A 17,576-nucleotide genomic window follows, 5' to 3' on the forward strand; every position below is an offset into this window, starting at 1 on the left:
GCTGAGATGAAATTACTTTATACTGATATTCGGACTTCTTTGACAGAAATTCTGACTAGAGAGGCAGAGGAGTTAGTTGCTGTGGGCAAGCGTGTCTTCTACATCGCCCCCAACTCTCTTTCTTTTGAAAAGGAACGCGCCGTGCTGGAATGCTTGTCCCAGCAGGCTTCTTTTGCGATTACCGTCACGCGTTTTGCTCAAATGGCTCGTTACCTGGTTTTAAATGATTTGCCTGTCAAGAACAGTCTAGATGACATCGGTCTTGGGATGGCTTTTTATAAGTGCCTTGCGGAACTCGATCCCAAGGACTTGCGTGTTTATGGTGCGATTAAACAAGATCCTCAATTTATCCAGCAGTTGGTTGAACTTTATCATGAGATGACGACTGCTCAAATGAGCTTTTTGGACTTGGAAAGTTTGACGGATGAGGATAAACGAGCAGATTTACTCTTGATTTTTGAGAAAGTAACAGCCTATCTTAATCAAGATCAGTTGGCTCAGGGAAGTCAGCTGTCCCATTTGATTGAGGCTATTGAGAATGACAAGGTAAGCAGTGATTTCAGTCAGATTGCCTTGGTCATTGACGGATTTACCCGTTTTTCTGCCGAGGAAGAGCGTGTAGTGGATCTGCTCCATCGAAAAGGTGCCGAGATTGTTATTGGGGCTTATGCAAGCAAGAAGGCTTATAGCAGTCCGTTCACAGAAGGGAATCTCTACCAAGCCAGTGTGGAATTTCTTCATCATTTGGGGGCAAAATACCAAACACCTGCTCAGGATCGTTCTCAGACTCATGAGAAAATAGATAGTTTTGACAAGGCATCTCGTTTGCTGGAGTCTTCTTATGATTTTTCAGAACTTGCTTTAGATGTAGATGAGAAGGACAGTGAAAACCTGCAAATCTGGTCTTGTTTGACGCAAAAAGAGGAGTTGGAGCTGGTGGCTCGCGCTATTCGTCAGAAATTACATGACCATCCAGAACTGAGTTACAAGAATTTTCGCATTCTCTTAGGTGATGTGGCTTCTTACCAGTTATCACTGAAAACCATTTTTGACCAGTACCAGATTCCTTTCTATCTTGGTAGAAGTGAATCCATGTCCCATCATCCCTTAACCCAGTATGCCGAATCTATTTTGCGTTTGAAACGCTACCGTTTTCGTCAGGAGGATTTGATTAATCTCCTCAGAACTGGTCTGTATACCGACCTTAGCCAGGCTGATATTGATGCTTTTGAACAATATCTCCGCTATCTTGGTATCAATGGATTGCCAGCTTTTCAGCAGACCTTTACCAAATCCCATCATGGAAAATTTGATTTAGAGCGTTTAAATGCTCTTCGTCTGCGAGTTTTGGCGCCACTTGAAACCTTATTTGCCAGTCGGAAGCAAAATACTGAAAATCTCTTGCAAAAGTGGAATACTTTTCTAAAAAATGCTGCTTTAAGCAAGCAGATGCAAGGATTGACAGCTACTATGGAAACTCTAGAACAGGAAAGACAAGCCGAAGTTTGGAAGGCTTTCTGCCATGTTTTAGAACAATTTGCGACCGTTTTCGCTGGTACACAGGTTAGTCTAGAGGATTTCCTAGCCTTGCTCCATTCTGGAATGAGCTTATCCCAGTATCGTACCATTCCAGCGACAGTGGACACCGTTCTGGTGCAAAGTTACGATCTGATTGCCCCTCTGACAGCTGACTTTGTCTACGCCATCGGGCTGACTCAGAATCATTTGCCAAAAATCGCGCAAAACACCAGTCTTTTGACAGACGAAGAAAGACAAAGTCTAAATCAAGCAACTGAGGAGGGAGCGCAATTACTGATTGCAAGTAGTGAAAACCTCAAGAAAAATCGCTATACCATGCTTTCCTTAGCCAATGCTGCTCGTAAGCAGTTGGTGTTATCCGCTCCAAGTCTCCTCAATGAAAATGAGAGTAAGGAATCGGCCTATCTTCAAGAACTGGTGAGTTTTGGATTTAATCGGACAGAGAAGAAGATTCATCACAAAGGTCTGTCTAAGGATGATATGGGTTCTTATCACAGTCTTTTGTCTAGCCTTGTTGCCTATCATCAGCAGGCAGGTTCTAGTGAAAATGAGCAAGATGTGACCTTTGTCAAGGTTCTAGCGCGTGTGATGGGGAAAAAACTTGATCAAAAAGGTCTTACAAATCCTGCACTCCCAACTAGCCCAAGCAGCAAGCCATTAGAGAAAGAGACCTTGCAGGCTCTCTATCCAGCTGACAAGGAGTTTTACCTGTCTACTTCTGGTTTAACGGAGTTTTACCGCAATGAATACAGTTATTTCCTCCGTTATGTCTTAGGTTTGCAGGAAGAATTGCGCCTGCGTCCAGATGCTCGCAGTCATGGGAATTTCTTGCACCGTATTTTTGAACGTGCCTTGAAACTACCTGCTGAAAATCCGTTTGACCAGCGTTTGGAGCAAGCTATCAAGGAAACCAGCCAAGAACGCGAATTTGAAGCTATTTATCAGGAAAGTTTGGAAGCGCAGTTTACCAAGGAAGTTCTGCTTGATGTCGCTCGGACAACAGGTCACATTCTCCGCCATAATCCAGCCATTGAAACCATCCAAGAGGAAGCAACATTTGGTGGTAAAGATCAAGCATTTATTCAATTGGATAATGGTCGCAGTGTCCATGTGCGAGGCAAGGTTGACCGAATCGACCGTTTGAAAGCTGATGGAGCGCTAGGAGTGGTGGACTACAAGTCTAGTCTGACTCAGTTCCAGTTTCCTCATTTCTTTAATGGGCTCAATTCCCAACTGCCAACCTATCTTGCTGCCCTAAAAAGAGAAGGGGAGCAGAACTTTTTCGGTGCCATGTACTTGGAAATGGCTGAGCCTGTCCAATCTTTATTAGCTTTTAAAAGTCTGGCAGGAGCAGTAGCAGAAGCCAGCAAGTCTATGAAATACCAGGGACTCTTTTTAGAGAAAGAAAGCAGTCACTTGGGCGAATTTTACAACAAAAACAAGGCTAATCAGCTGACAGACGAGGAATTCCAGCTCTTATTGGACTACAATGCCCATCTTTACAAGAAGGCAGCTGAGAAGATTTTACAAGGTCAGTTCGCCATCAATCCATACACAGAGAATGGCAGAAGTATTGCCCCATACGTTCAACAACATCAGGCTATTACTGGCTTTGAAGCAAACTACCATCTAGGTCAAGCTCGTTTTCTAGAGAAGTTAGAGCTAGCTGATGGCAAACGACTGGTCGGAGAAAAACTCAAGCAAGCTTGGTTTGAAAAAATGAGAGAGGAGTTGAATCGATGAAGCCTATTTCCTTTTTAACTGAGGAAGAAATTAAAAAATTGCAAGAAGCAGAAGCGAGTTCGAGCAAGGAACAAAAGAAAACTGCCGAGCAAATCGAAGCCATTTATACCGCAGGGCAAAATATCCTTGTTTCAGCCTCTGCTGGTTCAGGGAAGACCTTTGTTATGGCCGAGCGCATTTTGGATCAATTGGCGCGAGGTGTGGAAATCAGCCAACTCTTTATCTCGACCTTTACCGTCAAGGCTGCTACTGAACTCAAGGAACGTTTGGAGAAAAAAATCAGCCAACAAATCCAAGAAACCGATGATCTCGATCTCAAACAACACTTGGGACGTCAATTGGCAGATCTACCAAACGCTGCCATCGGAACCATGGACTCTTTCACACAAAAATTCCTTGGCAAGCATGGTTATCTGATTGATATCGCACCGAATTTCCGTATTCTACAAAATGAAAGTGAACAGTTACTCTTAAAGAACGAAGTTTTTCATCAAGTTTTTGAAGAGCATTATCAAGGTGAGAATAAAGAGAAATTTAGTAGTTTGGTGAAGAACTTTGCTGGGCGTGGCAAGGATGAACGTGGTCTGCGCCAACAAGTCTACAAAATCTATGACTTTTTACAATCCACCAGCAGTCCCAAAAAATGGCTGAACGAGTCTTTTCTCAAAGGGTTTGAAGAAGCTGACTTTGCAAAAGAGAAAGACAAACAAACCGAGCAAATTAAGCAGGTGCTTTGGGACTTGGAAAGTTTCTTCCGTTATCATCTGGATAACGATGCCAAGGAGTTTCCAAAAGCTGCCTATTTAGAAGCTGTTCAACAGGTTTTGGATGAAATTGGCTCCTTAAATCAAGAGTCCGATAGTCAGGCTTATCAAGCAGTGCTTGCGCGTGTTGTTGCCATCTCTAAGGAGAAAAATGGTCGGGCTCTGACTAACTCCAGTCGTAAGGCCGATTTGAAGCCATTGGCTGATGCCTATAATGACGAGAGAAAGGCCCAGTTTGCTAAACTAGGACAACTGGCGGACCAGATAACCATTCTCGACTATCAAGAACGTTATCATGAAGATACTTGGGAGCTAGCTAAAACCTTCCAAACCTTTATGAGTGATTTTGTGGAGGCTTATCGCGAACGTAAACGCCAAGAAAACGCCTTTGAATTCGCTGATATCAGTCATTACACCATTGAAATTTTAGAGAATTTCCCACAAGTTCGTGAGGCTTATCAGGAACGTTTCCATGAAGTCATGGTCGATGAGTATCAAGATACCAACCATATTCAAGAACGAATGCTGGAACTGCTGTCGAATGGCCATAATCGCTTTATGGTGGGGGATATCAAGCAGTCCATCTACCGATTCCGTCAGGCAGACCCACAGATTTTCAATGAGAAATTCCAACGCTATGCGCAAAATCCTCAAGAAGGCAAGTTGATTCTTCTTAAAGAAAATTTCCGCAGTAGTTCAGAAGTGCTGTCAGCAACCAACCATGTCTTTGAACGCCTTATGGACCAAGAAGTTGGTGAAATCAACTACGATAGCATGCACCAGCTTGTTTTTGCCAATACCAAACTGACGCCCAATCCTGAGAACAAGGCAGAATTTCTCCTCTACGACAAGGACGACAGTGAGCAAGAGGACGAAGAGAGCCAAGTAGAAACAAAACTAACAGGTGAAATGCGCCTAGTCATCAAGGAAATCCTAAAGCTCCATCAAGAAAATGGTGTAGCCTTTAAGGAAATTGCTCTTTTGACTTCCAGTCGCAGTCGTAATGACCAGATACTCCTCGCTCTTTCAGAGTATGGAATTCCTGTAAAAACAGACGGAGAACAAAATAATTACCTCCAATCCCTAGAAGTGCAAGTCATGCTCGACACTCTTCGTGTCATTCACAATCCCCTGCAAGACTATGCCTTGGTTGCCCTTATGAAGTCTCCAATGTTTAGCTTCGATGAGGACGAGCTGGCACGTTTGTCCCTTCAAAAAGCAGCTGATAAAGTACAAGAGAATCTTTATGAGAAACTGCTTCATGCTCAAAAACAAACAGCTGATCAGAAAGAGTTAATTCACAAACCTTTAGAGGAAAAACTAAATCAATTCATGGATATCTTGGATTCTTGGCGCTTGTATGCCAAAACCCAGTCCCTTTATGACTTGATTTGGAAGATATACAACGATCGTTTTTACTATGATTATGTCGGGGCCTTGCCTAACGGTCCTGCCAGACAGGCCAATCTCTATGCTTTAGCTTTGAGAGCAGACCAGTTTGAAAAGAGTAATTTCAAGGGCTTGTCTCGTTTTATTCGAATGATTGATCAGGTTTTGGAGGCCCAGCATGACCTCGCAAGCGTAGCAGTAGCTCCGCCTAAGGATGCGGTAGAACTCATGACCATTCACAAAAGCAAAGGATTGGAGTTCCCTTATGTCTTCATCCTCAACATGGATCAGGACTTCAATAAGCAAGACTCGATGTCTGATGTTATTCTCAGTCGTCAGAATGGACTTGGTGTCAAATACATTGCCAAGGTAGAAACAGGAGCAGTGGAAGCACACTATCCTAAAACCATCAAACTCTCCATTCCTAGCCTAACTTATACGCAGAATGAGAAAGAACTGCAATTGGCTAGCTATTCTGAGCAAATGCGTCTACTGTATGTTGCTATGACACGGGCTGAGAAAAAGCTCTATCTTGTCGGTAAGGGCTCTCGTGAAAAGCTAGAAGCCAAGGAGTATCCAAGATCTGAAAACGGAAAACTCGATAAACATACCAGACTTCAAGCCAAGAATTTCCAAGATTGGATCTGGGCGATCACTAAAGTATTTGCCAAAGACCATCTCAACTTTAGCTATCGTTTTGTTGGTGAAGACCAGCTGACCAGAGAAGCTATCGGAGAATTGGAAAACAAGAGCCCTCTACATGATAGTTCTCAAGCAGACAATCGCCAGTCAGAAACTATCAAAGAAGCTCTGGAAATGCTAAAAGAAGTAGAAGTCTATAATACTCTTCACCGTGCGGCTATTGAACTTCCTAGCGTCCAAACTCCTAGCCAAATCAAGAAATTCTACGAACCAGTAATGGATATGGAAGGGGTACAAATTGCTAACCAAACCAAATCAACAGAGAAGCAAATCAGCTTCGATTTACCAGATTTTTCAACTAAAGAAAAGGTAACTGGAGCTGAGATTGGTAGTGCCACTCACGAACTCATGCAGAGAATTGACCTTAGTCAGCAACCAACACTTGCTAGCCTGAAAGATACTCTCAAACAAGTTCAGACTAGTCCAGCTGTAAGAGATAAAATCAATCTTTCTAAAATCCTAGCTTTCTTTGACACAGCACTTGGTCAGGAAATTCTTGCTAATACCAACCATCTCTATCGCGAACAACCTTTCTCCATGCTCAAACGAGACCAAAAGAGTCAAGAGAACTTTGTGGTTCGTGGAATTCTAGATGGGTATTTACTCTTTCAAGACCGAATTGTCCTCTTTGACTATAAGACTGACCGTTATGATCAACCAAGTCAACTCATAGACCGCTATCGTGGCCAGTTAGCCCTATATGGTGAGGCCTTATCTCGAGCCTATTCGATTGAAAATATTGAAAAATACTTGATTTTACTCGGTAAAGACGAGGTTCAAGTTGTAAAAGTATAACCTAGAAAGGAAACCTCATGACTCTTCCAGTTAGAAAATCCCTGCACGATGCGGTTTTACAGGCTTCAAAAGCAGATACTTGGGATCAAGCTACCAAGGAATGGAATGAAGTTTCCTTGATTTTTAATGGCATTGGCCGTAGCAATTGCGTCTGTGGGAACGCCATAAAATACGCCTACGAACTCTTTAACGGAGTTACAGGCCAACGTCTCTTCCCTATAGGAAGCGACTGTGTTCGCCATTTTCATCGTATTATCCTCGATCAGCAACTAGAAGAGGAAGAAAAACTACTCAGAAAAGTTGAAAACCTAACCAGAAAGGCTCAGAAAAAGGAAAAAATCAAGGTTAATAAAAGCGACTTTGACGAACGACTTTTAAAATGGTTTTGGGAGAAAGGTGTTTTCAAAGCCAATCGTGGCAATCAATTTGCGCCTGAGAGAGACTATCAGCTCTTCCTAGAAGTCTTTCAAGGAGGAAGTTGGACCAAGGCAGAGCCAAAAAAGAAGGCTCGTCTGGAAGAAGTCCTTGAAAAGTGTATCAAACCCTTTCTACTTGGTAAGTCTGATGACCAACTCTACCTTGTCAAACTAGGTAAGGAAAAAATAGACTACGAGCAGCATTTACGAATCCAGGCAGAGAAAGAACGTAAGAAAAGAGATAAAATCGCTAAGCAATACGCTGACAACCTCATTCTTGCCATGGGTCCTGCAGAACGAGCCTATCAAGATTACTTTGGCTTTACAGAATCCTTGACCCAAGAAGAACGAAAGTGGGAGAAAATCCTCTTTGGTAAGAATAGAGACGAACGGGCTATCAAGGCTAAGCAAAACCAAAAGGAACTGGAAAAGGATCAGCGAATTGCAAGTCAAGATCCGATTGAACGAAAGCAGAAGCAGACCTGGCTTCTCAATTCCTATTTTCGTGATTTACCTGATGAAAAAGCTAGATTTTCTCGACTCCTATTAGAATATCGAAAAAGTGGAGAAGTTCCCTTTTCAGATGATTACTTATCTAAGCATCTCATCGACTTTTTTTACAAGATGAAGGCCTTTGAGTTTGAAATTGCACCAGAACAAGTCCGCGATTTTCTAAAAGAATGCCTTCAAGCAGAGCATCTATCATCAGCACAAGAAAGCTGGACTAGAGGGATTCTCTTCAATTGTCTTCATCCGTTTTTAGATAGGTTACTCATATAGAATAAATCCTACCTTGTCTATGCATGGTAGGATTTAAGTATCTCCAAAGATGTACTGGTAAAGTTGGACGACTTTCTGAAAACATTGTGTGTCCATTCTTGTTATTTTTTGAGCATTACGCATCCGAAAATCAAAGGTATACAGTTGAAATGGATTGACAGCGCCATCTACCTTGTCCGACGAGACAGGAACGAGCAAGCCTTTTTCTGCCAAGCGTTGTTGGCCATGAGTGATGGGACAGACAGCCACAAAACCAGTTTGCAAGGCATATTCTCTCCTAGAAACTACCAAGGCAGGTCGCCGTTTCTGGATTTCTCGACCGACTGATGGATCAAAGTCCAGCCAAATGATATCCTGCTTTTCAGGAATATAGTCAGATTTCGCTATCAAGTGACCTTACCCCTTCAAAATCATTTGTCATTCTCAAATCAGTAATCCCATCAAAAGGATCTTTCAACTTTGGAGCTAAGACAATGACTCCGTCAATCCCTTTGTAGACAACCATTTCTTGACCTTCTGTCATCCCCAAATTTTTAGGAATAGTCACAGTGAGCGAATTCCCCACCTTCCGAGTCTTTACTATATTCATCGCTCTACCTCCACGAAATTGTATACACCAAGTATATACCTGTTGGCAAAAAAAGTCAAGTAAATCCTGACTGGTATCAAGGATGTTTCGCACCTATACTATTTGTCATTTATTGTGGTCAAAGCCTGTGCAAAAGTTCCTAATTTATGATAGAATAGGTAGTAAGAAAGAAAACGTTTTTACTACGTTTTTTTTAGTCGGAAGGGGAAAATATTATGGCTACTATTCAATGGTTTCCGGGCCACATGTCTAAGGCTCGGCGGCAAGTTCAGGAGAATTTAAAATTTGTTGATTTTGTGACGATTTTGGTGGATGCACGTCTTCCTTTATCTAGTCAAAATCCTATGTTAAACAAGATTGTGGGTGATAAACCAAAGCTCTTGATTTTAAATAAGGCGGATCTTGCTGACCCCGCAATGACCAAAGAATGGCGTCAGTATTTTGAATCACAGGGAATCCAAACTCTGGCTATCAACTCCAAAGAGCAAGTGACTGTAAAAGTTGTGACGGATGCCGCTAAAAAGCTCATGGCTGATAAGATTGCACGCCAGAAAGAACGAGGTATCAAGATCGAAACCTTGCGGACCATGATTATCGGAATTCCAAATGCCGGTAAGTCAACTCTCATGAACCGTTTGGCTGGGAAAAAGATTGCAGTTGTCGGCAATAAACCAGGTGTTACCAAGGGGCAACAGTGGCTCAAAACCAACAAAGACCTTGAAATTTTAGACACACCAGGGATTCTTTGGCCTAAGTTCGAAGACGAAATCGTCGCTTTGAAACTAGCCTTGACTGGAGCAATTAAAGATCAACTACTCCCAATGGATGAAGTGACCATTTTTGGTCTTAATTATTTCAAAAAACATTATCCAGAAAAGCTAGCTGAACGCTTCAAACAAATGAAGATAGAAGAAGAAGCATCTGTTATCATCATGGATATGACCCGTGCCCTTGGTTTCCGAGACGACTACGACCGCTTTTACAGCCTCTTCGTCAAGGAAGTCCGTGATGGAAAACTCGGTAACTACACCTTAGATACATTGGACGACATCGATGACGACGATTAAAGAAATTAAAGAACTTCTTGCCACTGTCAAAGAATTAGACAATCCCCTTTTTCTTGAACTGGAAAAGGATCCTCGTTCTGGGGTTCAAAAGGAAATCAACAAGCGTAAAAAAGTCATACAGGCTGAACTGGATGAGGACCTTCGTTTGGAAACTATGCTTTCTTATGAAAAGGAACTGTATAAGCAAGGATTGACCTTAGTAGCAGGTGTTGACGAGGTAGGCCGTGGTCCTCTGGCTGGCCCTGTAGTTGCTGCAGCTGTTATTTTACCTAAAAAATGTAAGATTAAAGGCCTCAACGATAGCAAAAAGATCCCCAAAAAGAAACATCTGGAAATTTATGAAGCCGTTCAAGACCAAGCCTTGGCAATAGGTATTGGTATCATGGATAATCAGATCATTGATCAAGTCAATATCTATGAAGCGACCAAACTGGCCATGAAAGAAGCAATCTCCCAGCTCAGTCCCCAACCTGAGCACCTCTTGATAGATGCCATGAAACTGGAGTTGCCGATTTCACAAACCTCCATCATCAAAGGAGATGCAAACTCTCTCTCGATCGCAGCTGCATCTATAGTGGCCAAGGTGACACGGGATGAATTGATGAAGGGCTATGATGTTCAATATCCTGGATATGATTTTACAGCTAATGTAGGATATGGAACGGCAAAACACTTAGAAGGACTTGACAAACTAGGAGTTACCCCTATTCATCGTACCAGTTTTGAACCGATAAAATCACTGGTTGTAGCAAATAAAGAAAGTTAAGTTGGAGGAAATGATTATGGAGGAACAGTCAGAAATACTCCGATCCAAGAAAGAATTTGCCTTTGCCTCAAGTACCATATTATCCCAAGTTGGGCGGGGAATCATCGTCGGGCTAGTTGTCGGGCTCATCGTTGGATCTTTTCGTTTCTTAATTGAAAAAGGCTTCCACCTGATACAAGGCCTCTATCAAGATCAAGCGCACCTAGTGCGCAATCTTTTTATCATTGGTCTATTTTATCTAATTGTTAGCTGGCTTAGTGCGAAACTAACTCGGTCGGAAAAAGACATCAAGGGTTCAGGAATTCCTCAAGTCGAAGCCGAACTAAAGGGACTCATGACTCTCAACTGGTGGAGTGTCCTCTGGAAAAAATATATTCTAGGGATTCTTGCTATTGCCAGTGGCCTTATGCTAGGTCGAGAAGGACCAAGTATTCAACTTGGAGCAGTTGGTGGAAAAGGTATTGCCAAGTGGCTCAAATCCAGTCCGGTAGAGGAACGCTCCCTGATTGCCAGTGGTGCTGCCGCAGGCTTAGCCGCTGCCTTTAATGCACCGATTGCAGGTCTCCTCTTTGTTGTAGAGGAAGTCTATCATCATTTTTCACGCTTTTTCTGGGTCTCAACTCTAGCAGCCAGTCTCGTAGCAAACTTTGTCTCACTACTCATATTTGGCCTAACACCCGTACTAGATATGCCAGACAACATTCCTATCATGACCCTAGACCAGTATTGGATTTACCTCCTTATGGGAGTTTTTCTCGGGCTTTCTGGTTTTCTCTATGAGAAAGCTGTACTCAATGTTGGTCGAGTTTATGACTGGATTGGTAAAAAAATCCATTTGGATAAAGCTTATTATCCAATCCTAGCCTTTATCCTCATCATACCAGTCGGGATTTTCTTGCCACAAATCCTTGGTGGTGGAAATCAGCTTGTTCTTTCCCTAACTGAGCAAGATTTTAGTTTTCAAGTTTTATTAGCTTACTTTTTGATCCGCTTTGTTTGGAGTATGATTAGTTATGGAAGTGGCCTCCCAGGAGGAATTTTCCTACCCATTTTGGCGCTTGGTTCCTTACTCGGTGCCCTAGTTGGTGTCATTTGTGTGAATATTGGGCTTGTTAGTCAGGAGCAGTTTCCTATATTTGTCATTTTAGGAATGAGTGGCTACTTTGGGGCAATTTCCAAGGCTCCCTTAACTGCTATGATACTTGTTACTGAGATGGTAGGGGACATTCGCAACCTCATGCCACTGGGCTTAGTAACCTTGGTCGCCTACATCGTCATGGATCTGCTCAAGGGAGCACCAGTCTATGAGGCAATGCTAGAAAAAATGCTACCAGAAGAAGCAACAGACGAAGGAGAAGTCACTCTTATTGAAATCCCTGTATCAGATAAGATCGCTGGAAAACAAGTTCACGAACTAAACTTGCCACATAACGTACTCATCACCACCCAAGTCCATAATGGCAAAAGTCAAACCGTTAACGGCTCAACTAGAATGTATCTGGGTGATATGATTCACCTAGTGATTCCAAAAAGTGAAATTGGAAAAGTAAAAGATTTGTTGTTATAAGTTCTGTTTGCATAATTTATTTTACGTAAAATATTATTGAAAGGATTCTCAATGAAAAGAAATAAGGCAATTGCGGTATATTTGCTAGGCACATTTAGCCAGTTAGTATCAGTTTGTCTCCTTTTCTTTCTCTTGAATCATTTTTCTATTCATTCCAATCTATTATCTATTTTAGGAATCTTTCTAGGTGGCATTTCTTCAGCTCTTTGGGGAACAATTGTTGCAAATCACTATTTTCATATTCATTTTAAAAAGATTGTAAAAGATTTTTTTAACATTCATACCAGTTATAAACACTATTTATTATCTTTTTTCCTTATTGTCCTTGATTTTTCTTTTCTAATGTTTGGTGGGAAAATAGTAGAATTTAGCTGGTATCTCCCATTTTTGATGTTCTTCAAATTTATTGTCTTTGGCGGTATAGAAGAGATTGGATGGCGATATGTCTTTCAACCAATTTTACAAGAAAAGTTGCCATATTTTTACTCAGCAATTCTAACCTTTTTCAGCTGGGCGATTTGGCATCTGTTGTTCTTTTACATTGATGGCTCCCTAGCAACTCTGCAAACTCTACCGTTTTTATTTGGATTGCTGACGAATTCTTTCATACTCTCAGCTCTTTATATCAAAACAAAGAATCTCTGGATTTGCGTTATGACACATTCGATCATTAATGTCTTGTCTCAGATAACCATAGATACTGATCGATCCGAAACCTTCCTGCTTAAAATCTTCGTCAACTTGGTATCCTGCTATATGGTAGTACATAAAAAAGATGAGTATAATCGGTATAAATAAAATTAAATATAAACCTTCAAAACCAAATCAAAAAAGATTTGGTTTTTTAAGAATTAGAAATCTAATTTTCAGTATATAGTATGATTTTTACCCCCTACTTTGTAAAGAATGATTAGAATATTGTATAATAAGAAAAAGGAGAAAAGCATAAATGAATAATTCTGGAATTAAAAAAAGTCATACAAGAATACTAATCATTTTGTTACTCGCAACCATCACAGCAGGAGCTATTTTTATGTTTAGTTTGTTAGGAAAATCGCAAGAAGAACATCGGAATAGAGAGTATGAAGTAAGTTTGGTTAATGCCTTAAAGAATTCCTACCAAGGGATTGAAGAGATTAAAATTTCCAATCCAGAATACACAAGCCCTCCTGGTTCGTGGTCTTGTGATGTAGAAATCAAATTTAAACATGAAGTAAAAATTAAGTATGGTATTGGATATTCTCTAGACACTGAAGAAATAACAGATACTTCATTGGAATGGGAAAATAGAGTAAAAGATCGACAATTTTTAAATGAAAACAAGGGTAAAACTGCTTCGAAAATTAGGGTAACTTATTCTAATAATGACGAAGGAGAGCAATAATGGCATTTAGTTATACTGATAAACAACTCAATGAATTAAAGCATGGAAAGAATGTATATAGTGTCAATGCGGAATTTGCTGAGAAAAAGAGGGAATGATAATGAGTAAAGACAGATTAAGAAAAAGCTATAAACCATTATTCATAGTTTTACTATTCGTATTCATCACATTAGGAGGTGTTTTTATGTTTAGGTTGTTAGGGAAGTCTCAAGAAGAACGTCGAAATAGAGAGTATGAAGTTAGTTTGGTGAATGCGTTAAAGAATTCCTATGAAGGGATTGAGGAGATTAAGATTTCCAATCCTGATTATACAACCCCACCAGGTTCGTGGTCTTGTGATATCGAAATTAAATTTAATGATGAAAGAACTCTTTCATATGAGATTAATCATCATTTAAACTATAAAATCAATTATGGTGGCCGTCAAGAAACAAACGAAGATTGGCAGTATTTAGAAACTCATAGAGGGAAAACTTTAAAGTCAGTGAGAATTACTTATTCTGATAGCGAGCAAGGAGAACTATGATGAATTTCCATTATACTGATGAATAATTTAAACCAAGATTATGCTGTTTATAGTGTGAACGAAAAGTCTTCAAGGAGAAAAAGGAGAAAAGCTTAAATGAATATTTCCAGCAATAAAAAAAGATATATAAGACTACTAATCGTTTTGTTACTCGTAGCCATTACAGCAGGAGCTATTTTTATGTTTAGGTTGTTAGGGAAGTCTCAAGAAGAGCGTCGAAATAGAGAATATGAAGTAAGTCTGGTTAATGCGTTAAAGAATTCCTACCAAGGGATTAAGGAGATTAAGATTATGGATCCTTACAATAATGACAAACCGGGTTCGTGGTCTTGTGATATTTCAGTACAGTTCAATGATAGTCAAACTATTACTTATGGAATTAATCACAGATTAACCTATAAAGAAAACCATCATGGTCTTATGAAAGGGGATACTAATGAAGAAATTGATCAACAATGGTCGATACTTCAAAAACACATTGGTAAAACAGAATCTACAATATTAGTACGATATTCAAATGGTGAAACAGGAGAGCAATAATGGTATTTAATTATACTGATAATCAGTTGAATAATTTAACCCAAGATTTTGCTATTTATATGGTAAATGAAGAGTTTTCAAGTAGAAAAAGAGGAAAAGCTTAAATGAATAATTCCAGCAATAAAAAAAGCCATAAAAGGATACTAATCGTTTTGTTACTCGTAGCCATTACAGCAGGAGGTGTTTTTATGTTTAGTATGTTAGGGAAATCCCAAGAAGAGCGTCGAAATAGAGAATATGAAGTAAGTCTAGTTAATGCTTTAAAAAATTCCTATGAAGGGATTGAGGAGGTACATATAACCGACCCTTCATATGCATCAATTCCGTCTGATGCTTGGGGCGCAAAAGTTAAAATATTTTTCTCTGATAGCAAACAACTAAGTTATATAATCGCATTTAATAAACAAAATAACGAAATAAGAAGTAGAGATTTTCAAAATAGTTCTCGAAAAGATGATAATCAATATTTGATAAACCATCGTGGAATTACAGAAAAAAATGTAAAAGTGATTTATTCAAATGGTGAAACAGGGGAACAGTAATGGTATTTAATTATACTGACAAACAACTCAATGAATTAAAGCATGGGAAGAATGTATACAGTGTCAATGCTGAATATGCTGAGAAAAAGAGGAAATGATAATGAGTAAAGACAGATTAAGAAAAAGCTATAAACCATTATTCATAGTTTTTCTACTCGCAACTATCACAGCAGGAGGTGTTTTTATGTTTAGTATGTTAGGAAAATCCCAAGAAGAACGTCGAAATAGAGAGTATGAAGTTAGTTTGGTAAATGCCTTAAAGAATTCATATGAAGGGATAGAAGAAATCAAAATTTCCAATCCAACATATACGAACCCTCCTGGTGACTGGTCTTGTAAGGTTGATATTTTGTTTGAAGATGGGGAAAAAATATTCTATGGAATTCCACATAACCTAGATGAGATAGAAAATTATAACGGTCGTATGACTTATGGACAGCGAGATTTTCTTAACCGAAGAAAAGGAATAACAACTAATACAGTTACGGTTACATACTCTAACAAAGAAAGAGGGGAACAGTAATGGTATTTAATTATACAGAAAAACAACTTAATGAATTAAACCACGGGAAGAATGTATATAGTGTCAATGCTGAATATGCTGAGAAAAAGAGGAAATGATAATGAGTAAAGACAGATTAAGAAAAAGCTATAAACCATTATTCATAGTTTTACTACTCGCAACTATCACAGCAGGAGGTGTTTTTATGTTTAGTATCTTGGGGAAATCCCAAGAAGAGCGTCGAAATAGAGAGTATGAAGTTAGTCTGGTAAACGCCTTAAAGAATTCCTATGAAGGGATTGAGGAGGTAACGATTACGAATCCATCGTACAGCTCAATTCCTTCAGACGCTTGGGGGGCGGATGTGAAACTAAAATTTTTTGATGGAACATCTAAAGAACATGTTTTAGCTTTTGATATAAACTCGAATAAAATTAGGATTGGAGTATATAATAAGGGTGATGAAGAATTTCAACATTTTTTAAATTCTAGGCGAGGTTCTACTAAGTCAAAAGTTAAAGTTAAATATTCGAATGGTTCAGAAGGGGAGCTATGATGAATAAATACGTGTATACAGACAAACAACTTAATGAATTGAATCAAGGTCCGAATGTTTACAGTGTTAATACTGAGTTCGCACAGCGTAAAGAAAACCGAACAAATATTGTTACTGCTAAATCAGATAACGAGTTAAAAAAGGTGAAATCAACACTATAACCACCTCCGATGGTCAAGAATTCCGTGTCGTTGCGACTAAGTCTCACCGAGGAACAGGTTTTGATGGTTTGGCGGTAGGCTCCTATAGTCAACGGCAAACCGGGTTATAAAAGTATAGCTGTGATTGCTGCGGGAACGGATTCTGGGAGTCCTACTAAGACCTTATAGAAGTAAATCAACTTTTTCTTATTATAGTGTAAAATAGACTAATCTTATAGTATAACAAGAGAAAGGAGGAAATCTTAAATGAACAATTCCAGCATTAAAAAAAGTTATAAAAGGTTACTAATCGTTTTGTCAATCGCAATTATCACAGCAGGAGGTGTTTTTATGTTTAGTATGTTAGGGAAGTCTCAAGAAGAACGTCGAAATAGAGAGTATGAAGTTAGTTTGGTTGAAACTTTAAAAGATAGTTATGAGGGTGTTGAAGAAATTAGATTTTCTAATGCAAACTACACAAATCCGCCAGGAAGCTGGACTTGCGTAGTTGAACTATTTTTTAATGAGAGAAGCATAAAATATAAAATTAATTATTCAAAAAATGATAAACGTATTTCTGATGTATCCTTAGAAAGAGAGAATAGAAAAGAGGACCGAGAATTTTTAAATAGTCACTTGGGTAAGACTAGTAAACTCACAAAAATTATTTATTCAGATGGTTCAGAAGGAGAATATTAATGGTATACACTTATACTGATAAACAACTCAATGAATTAAATCACGGAAAAAATGTTTATAGTGTAAATTCTGAATATACTGAGAGGAGTGGAGATAACAATGAGTAAAGACAGATTAAGAAAAAGCTATAAACCATTATTCATAGTTTTTCTACTCGCAACTATCACAGCAGGAGGTGTTTTTATGTTTAGTATGTTAGGGAAATCCCAAGAAGAGCGTCGAAATAGAGAATATGAAGTTAGTTTGGTAAACGCCTTAAAGAATTCCTACAAAGGGATAGAAGAGATCAAAATTTCTAATCCAGAATATACAACCCCTCCGGGCGACTGGTCTTGTGATGTAAATATTCTATTTTCAGATAAAGTAAAAATAGAATACCGTGTAGGCCACTCTTTAAATGACGTTGAAAATTATAATGGTTTTGTTAATGGAAAAACAAATAAAAAAATAAACGACCAGTGGGAAATATTGAATTCTCATAAAGGGAAAACAACATCTTTAGTTACTATATATTATTCGGATAAAGAAAAAGGAGTACAGTAGTGGTTTCACTTATACAGATAAACAACT

The 17,576-nt window shown here is 39.3% G+C and carries 17 protein-coding genes; 15 read left to right on the forward strand and 2 right to left on the reverse strand.

Annotation, left to right across the window (positions count from 1 at the left end; genetic code table 11):
• Nucleotides 1-6: 6 nt before the first annotated feature.
• The 3 genes from rexB to E7Y33_RS05865 are packed head-to-tail and all read left to right on the forward strand — an operon-like array spanning nt 7 to nt 8,128.
• Nucleotides 7-3,282 carry an ATP-dependent nuclease subunit B gene (gene rexB, locus E7Y33_RS05855; RefSeq protein WP_139689937.1) on the forward strand — a complete coding sequence of 1,092 codons (3,276 nt, stop codon included), beginning with the start codon at nt 7-9 and terminating at the stop codon, nt 3,280-3,282.
• Nucleotides 3,279-6,932, forward strand: a complete 3,654-nt coding sequence (addA, locus tag E7Y33_RS05860) for a helicase-exonuclease AddAB subunit AddA (protein ID WP_139689938.1) — start codon at nt 3,279-3,281, stop codon at nt 6,930-6,932. The genes rexB and addA overlap by 4 nt, the downstream gene beginning before the upstream one ends.
• 17 nt (nt 6,933-6,949) lie before the next feature.
• A complete protein-coding gene (locus E7Y33_RS05865; protein ID WP_139689939.1) occupies nt 6,950-8,128 on the forward strand; it encodes a hypothetical protein in 1,179 nt (392 codons plus the stop codon).
• Between the two features lie 33 nt (nt 8,129-8,161).
• Here E7Y33_RS05865 and E7Y33_RS05870 read toward each other — a convergent pair whose 3' ends face one another.
• Together E7Y33_RS05870 and mazE are read right to left on the reverse strand one after the other, a co-directional pair.
• Nucleotides 8,162-8,518: a type II toxin-antitoxin system PemK/MazF family toxin gene (locus E7Y33_RS05870; RefSeq protein WP_000560798.1), complete on the reverse strand. Its 357-nt coding sequence runs from the start codon at nt 8,516-8,518 to the stop codon at nt 8,162-8,164.
• Nucleotides 8,502-8,717 (reverse strand): type II toxin-antitoxin system PemI/MazE family antitoxin, encoded by a 216-nt coding sequence (gene mazE / locus E7Y33_RS05875; protein WP_001028395.1) that lies wholly within the window; start codon nt 8,715-8,717, stop codon nt 8,502-8,504. Before mazE ends, E7Y33_RS05870 begins: the two co-directional genes overlap by 17 nt.
• A 215-nt stretch (nt 8,718-8,932) precedes the next feature.
• Here mazE and ylqF point away from each other — a divergent pair, with 215 nt between their 5' ends.
• The 12 genes from ylqF to E7Y33_RS05940 all read left to right on the forward strand — a co-directional run bounded on the left by ylqF (nt 8,933) and on the right by E7Y33_RS05940 (nt 17,549).
• On the forward strand, nt 8,933-9,784 hold the full coding sequence (ylqF, locus tag E7Y33_RS05880; RefSeq protein WP_139689940.1) for a ribosome biogenesis GTPase YlqF: 852 nt from the start codon (nt 8,933-8,935) through the stop codon (nt 9,782-9,784).
• Nucleotides 9,771-10,550, forward strand: coding sequence for a ribonuclease HII (locus E7Y33_RS05885; RefSeq protein WP_000207521.1), 780 nt, complete (start codon nt 9,771-9,773; stop codon nt 10,548-10,550). The genes ylqF and E7Y33_RS05885 overlap by 14 nt, the downstream gene beginning before the upstream one ends.
• 16 nt (nt 10,551-10,566) lie before the next feature.
• Nucleotides 10,567-12,117 carry a ClC family H(+)/Cl(-) exchange transporter gene (locus E7Y33_RS05890; protein WP_139689941.1) on the forward strand — a complete coding sequence of 517 codons (1,551 nt, stop codon included), beginning with the start codon at nt 10,567-10,569 and terminating at the stop codon, nt 12,115-12,117.
• 51 nt (nt 12,118-12,168) lie between these two features.
• The gene (locus E7Y33_RS05895; protein WP_139689942.1) at nt 12,169-12,915 is read left to right on the forward strand and encodes a CPBP family intramembrane glutamic endopeptidase; all 747 of its coding nucleotides are present in this window, start codon (nt 12,169-12,171) and stop codon (nt 12,913-12,915) included.
• 151 nt (nt 12,916-13,066) lie between these two features.
• Entirely contained in the window at nt 13,067-13,501 is a 435-nt protein-coding gene (locus E7Y33_RS05900; RefSeq protein ID WP_001065608.1) for a hypothetical protein, read from the forward strand.
• Between the two features lie 100 nt (nt 13,502-13,601).
• Nucleotides 13,602-14,027 (forward strand): hypothetical protein, encoded by a 426-nt coding sequence (locus E7Y33_RS05905; protein WP_025172943.1) that lies wholly within the window; start codon nt 13,602-13,604, stop codon nt 14,025-14,027.
• Nucleotides 14,028-14,123: 96 nt separating this feature from the next.
• Complete coding sequence (locus tag E7Y33_RS05910) at nt 14,124-14,567, forward strand: hypothetical protein (RefSeq protein ID WP_139689943.1); 444 nt, start codon at nt 14,124-14,126, stop codon at nt 14,565-14,567.
• 104 nt (nt 14,568-14,671) lie between these two features.
• The gene (locus tag E7Y33_RS05915; protein ID WP_001066087.1) at nt 14,672-15,109 is read left to right on the forward strand and encodes a hypothetical protein; all 438 of its coding nucleotides are present in this window, start codon (nt 14,672-14,674) and stop codon (nt 15,107-15,109) included.
• Nucleotides 15,110-15,209: 100 nt separating this feature from the next.
• Entirely contained in the window at nt 15,210-15,632 is a 423-nt protein-coding gene (locus E7Y33_RS05920) for a hypothetical protein (RefSeq protein ID WP_139689944.1), read from the forward strand.
• 94 nt (nt 15,633-15,726) lie between these two features.
• On the forward strand, nt 15,727-16,167 hold the full coding sequence (locus E7Y33_RS05925; RefSeq protein WP_398578104.1) for a hypothetical protein: 441 nt from the start codon (nt 15,727-15,729) through the stop codon (nt 16,165-16,167).
• A gap of 407 nt (nt 16,168-16,574) precedes the next feature.
• Nucleotides 16,575-17,006, forward strand: a complete 432-nt coding sequence (locus tag E7Y33_RS05935; protein ID WP_045610486.1) for a hypothetical protein — start codon at nt 16,575-16,577, stop codon at nt 17,004-17,006.
• A gap of 99 nt (nt 17,007-17,105) precedes the next feature.
• Nucleotides 17,106-17,549 carry a hypothetical protein gene (locus tag E7Y33_RS05940; RefSeq protein ID WP_202612946.1) on the forward strand — a complete coding sequence of 148 codons (444 nt, stop codon included), beginning with the start codon at nt 17,106-17,108 and terminating at the stop codon, nt 17,547-17,549.
• The last annotated feature ends 27 nt before the right edge of the window (nt 17,550-17,576 follow it).

Source organism: Streptococcus oralis (assembly GCF_006175905.1).
Classification (GTDB): domain Bacteria; phylum Bacillota; class Bacilli; order Lactobacillales; family Streptococcaceae; genus Streptococcus; species Streptococcus oralis_BG.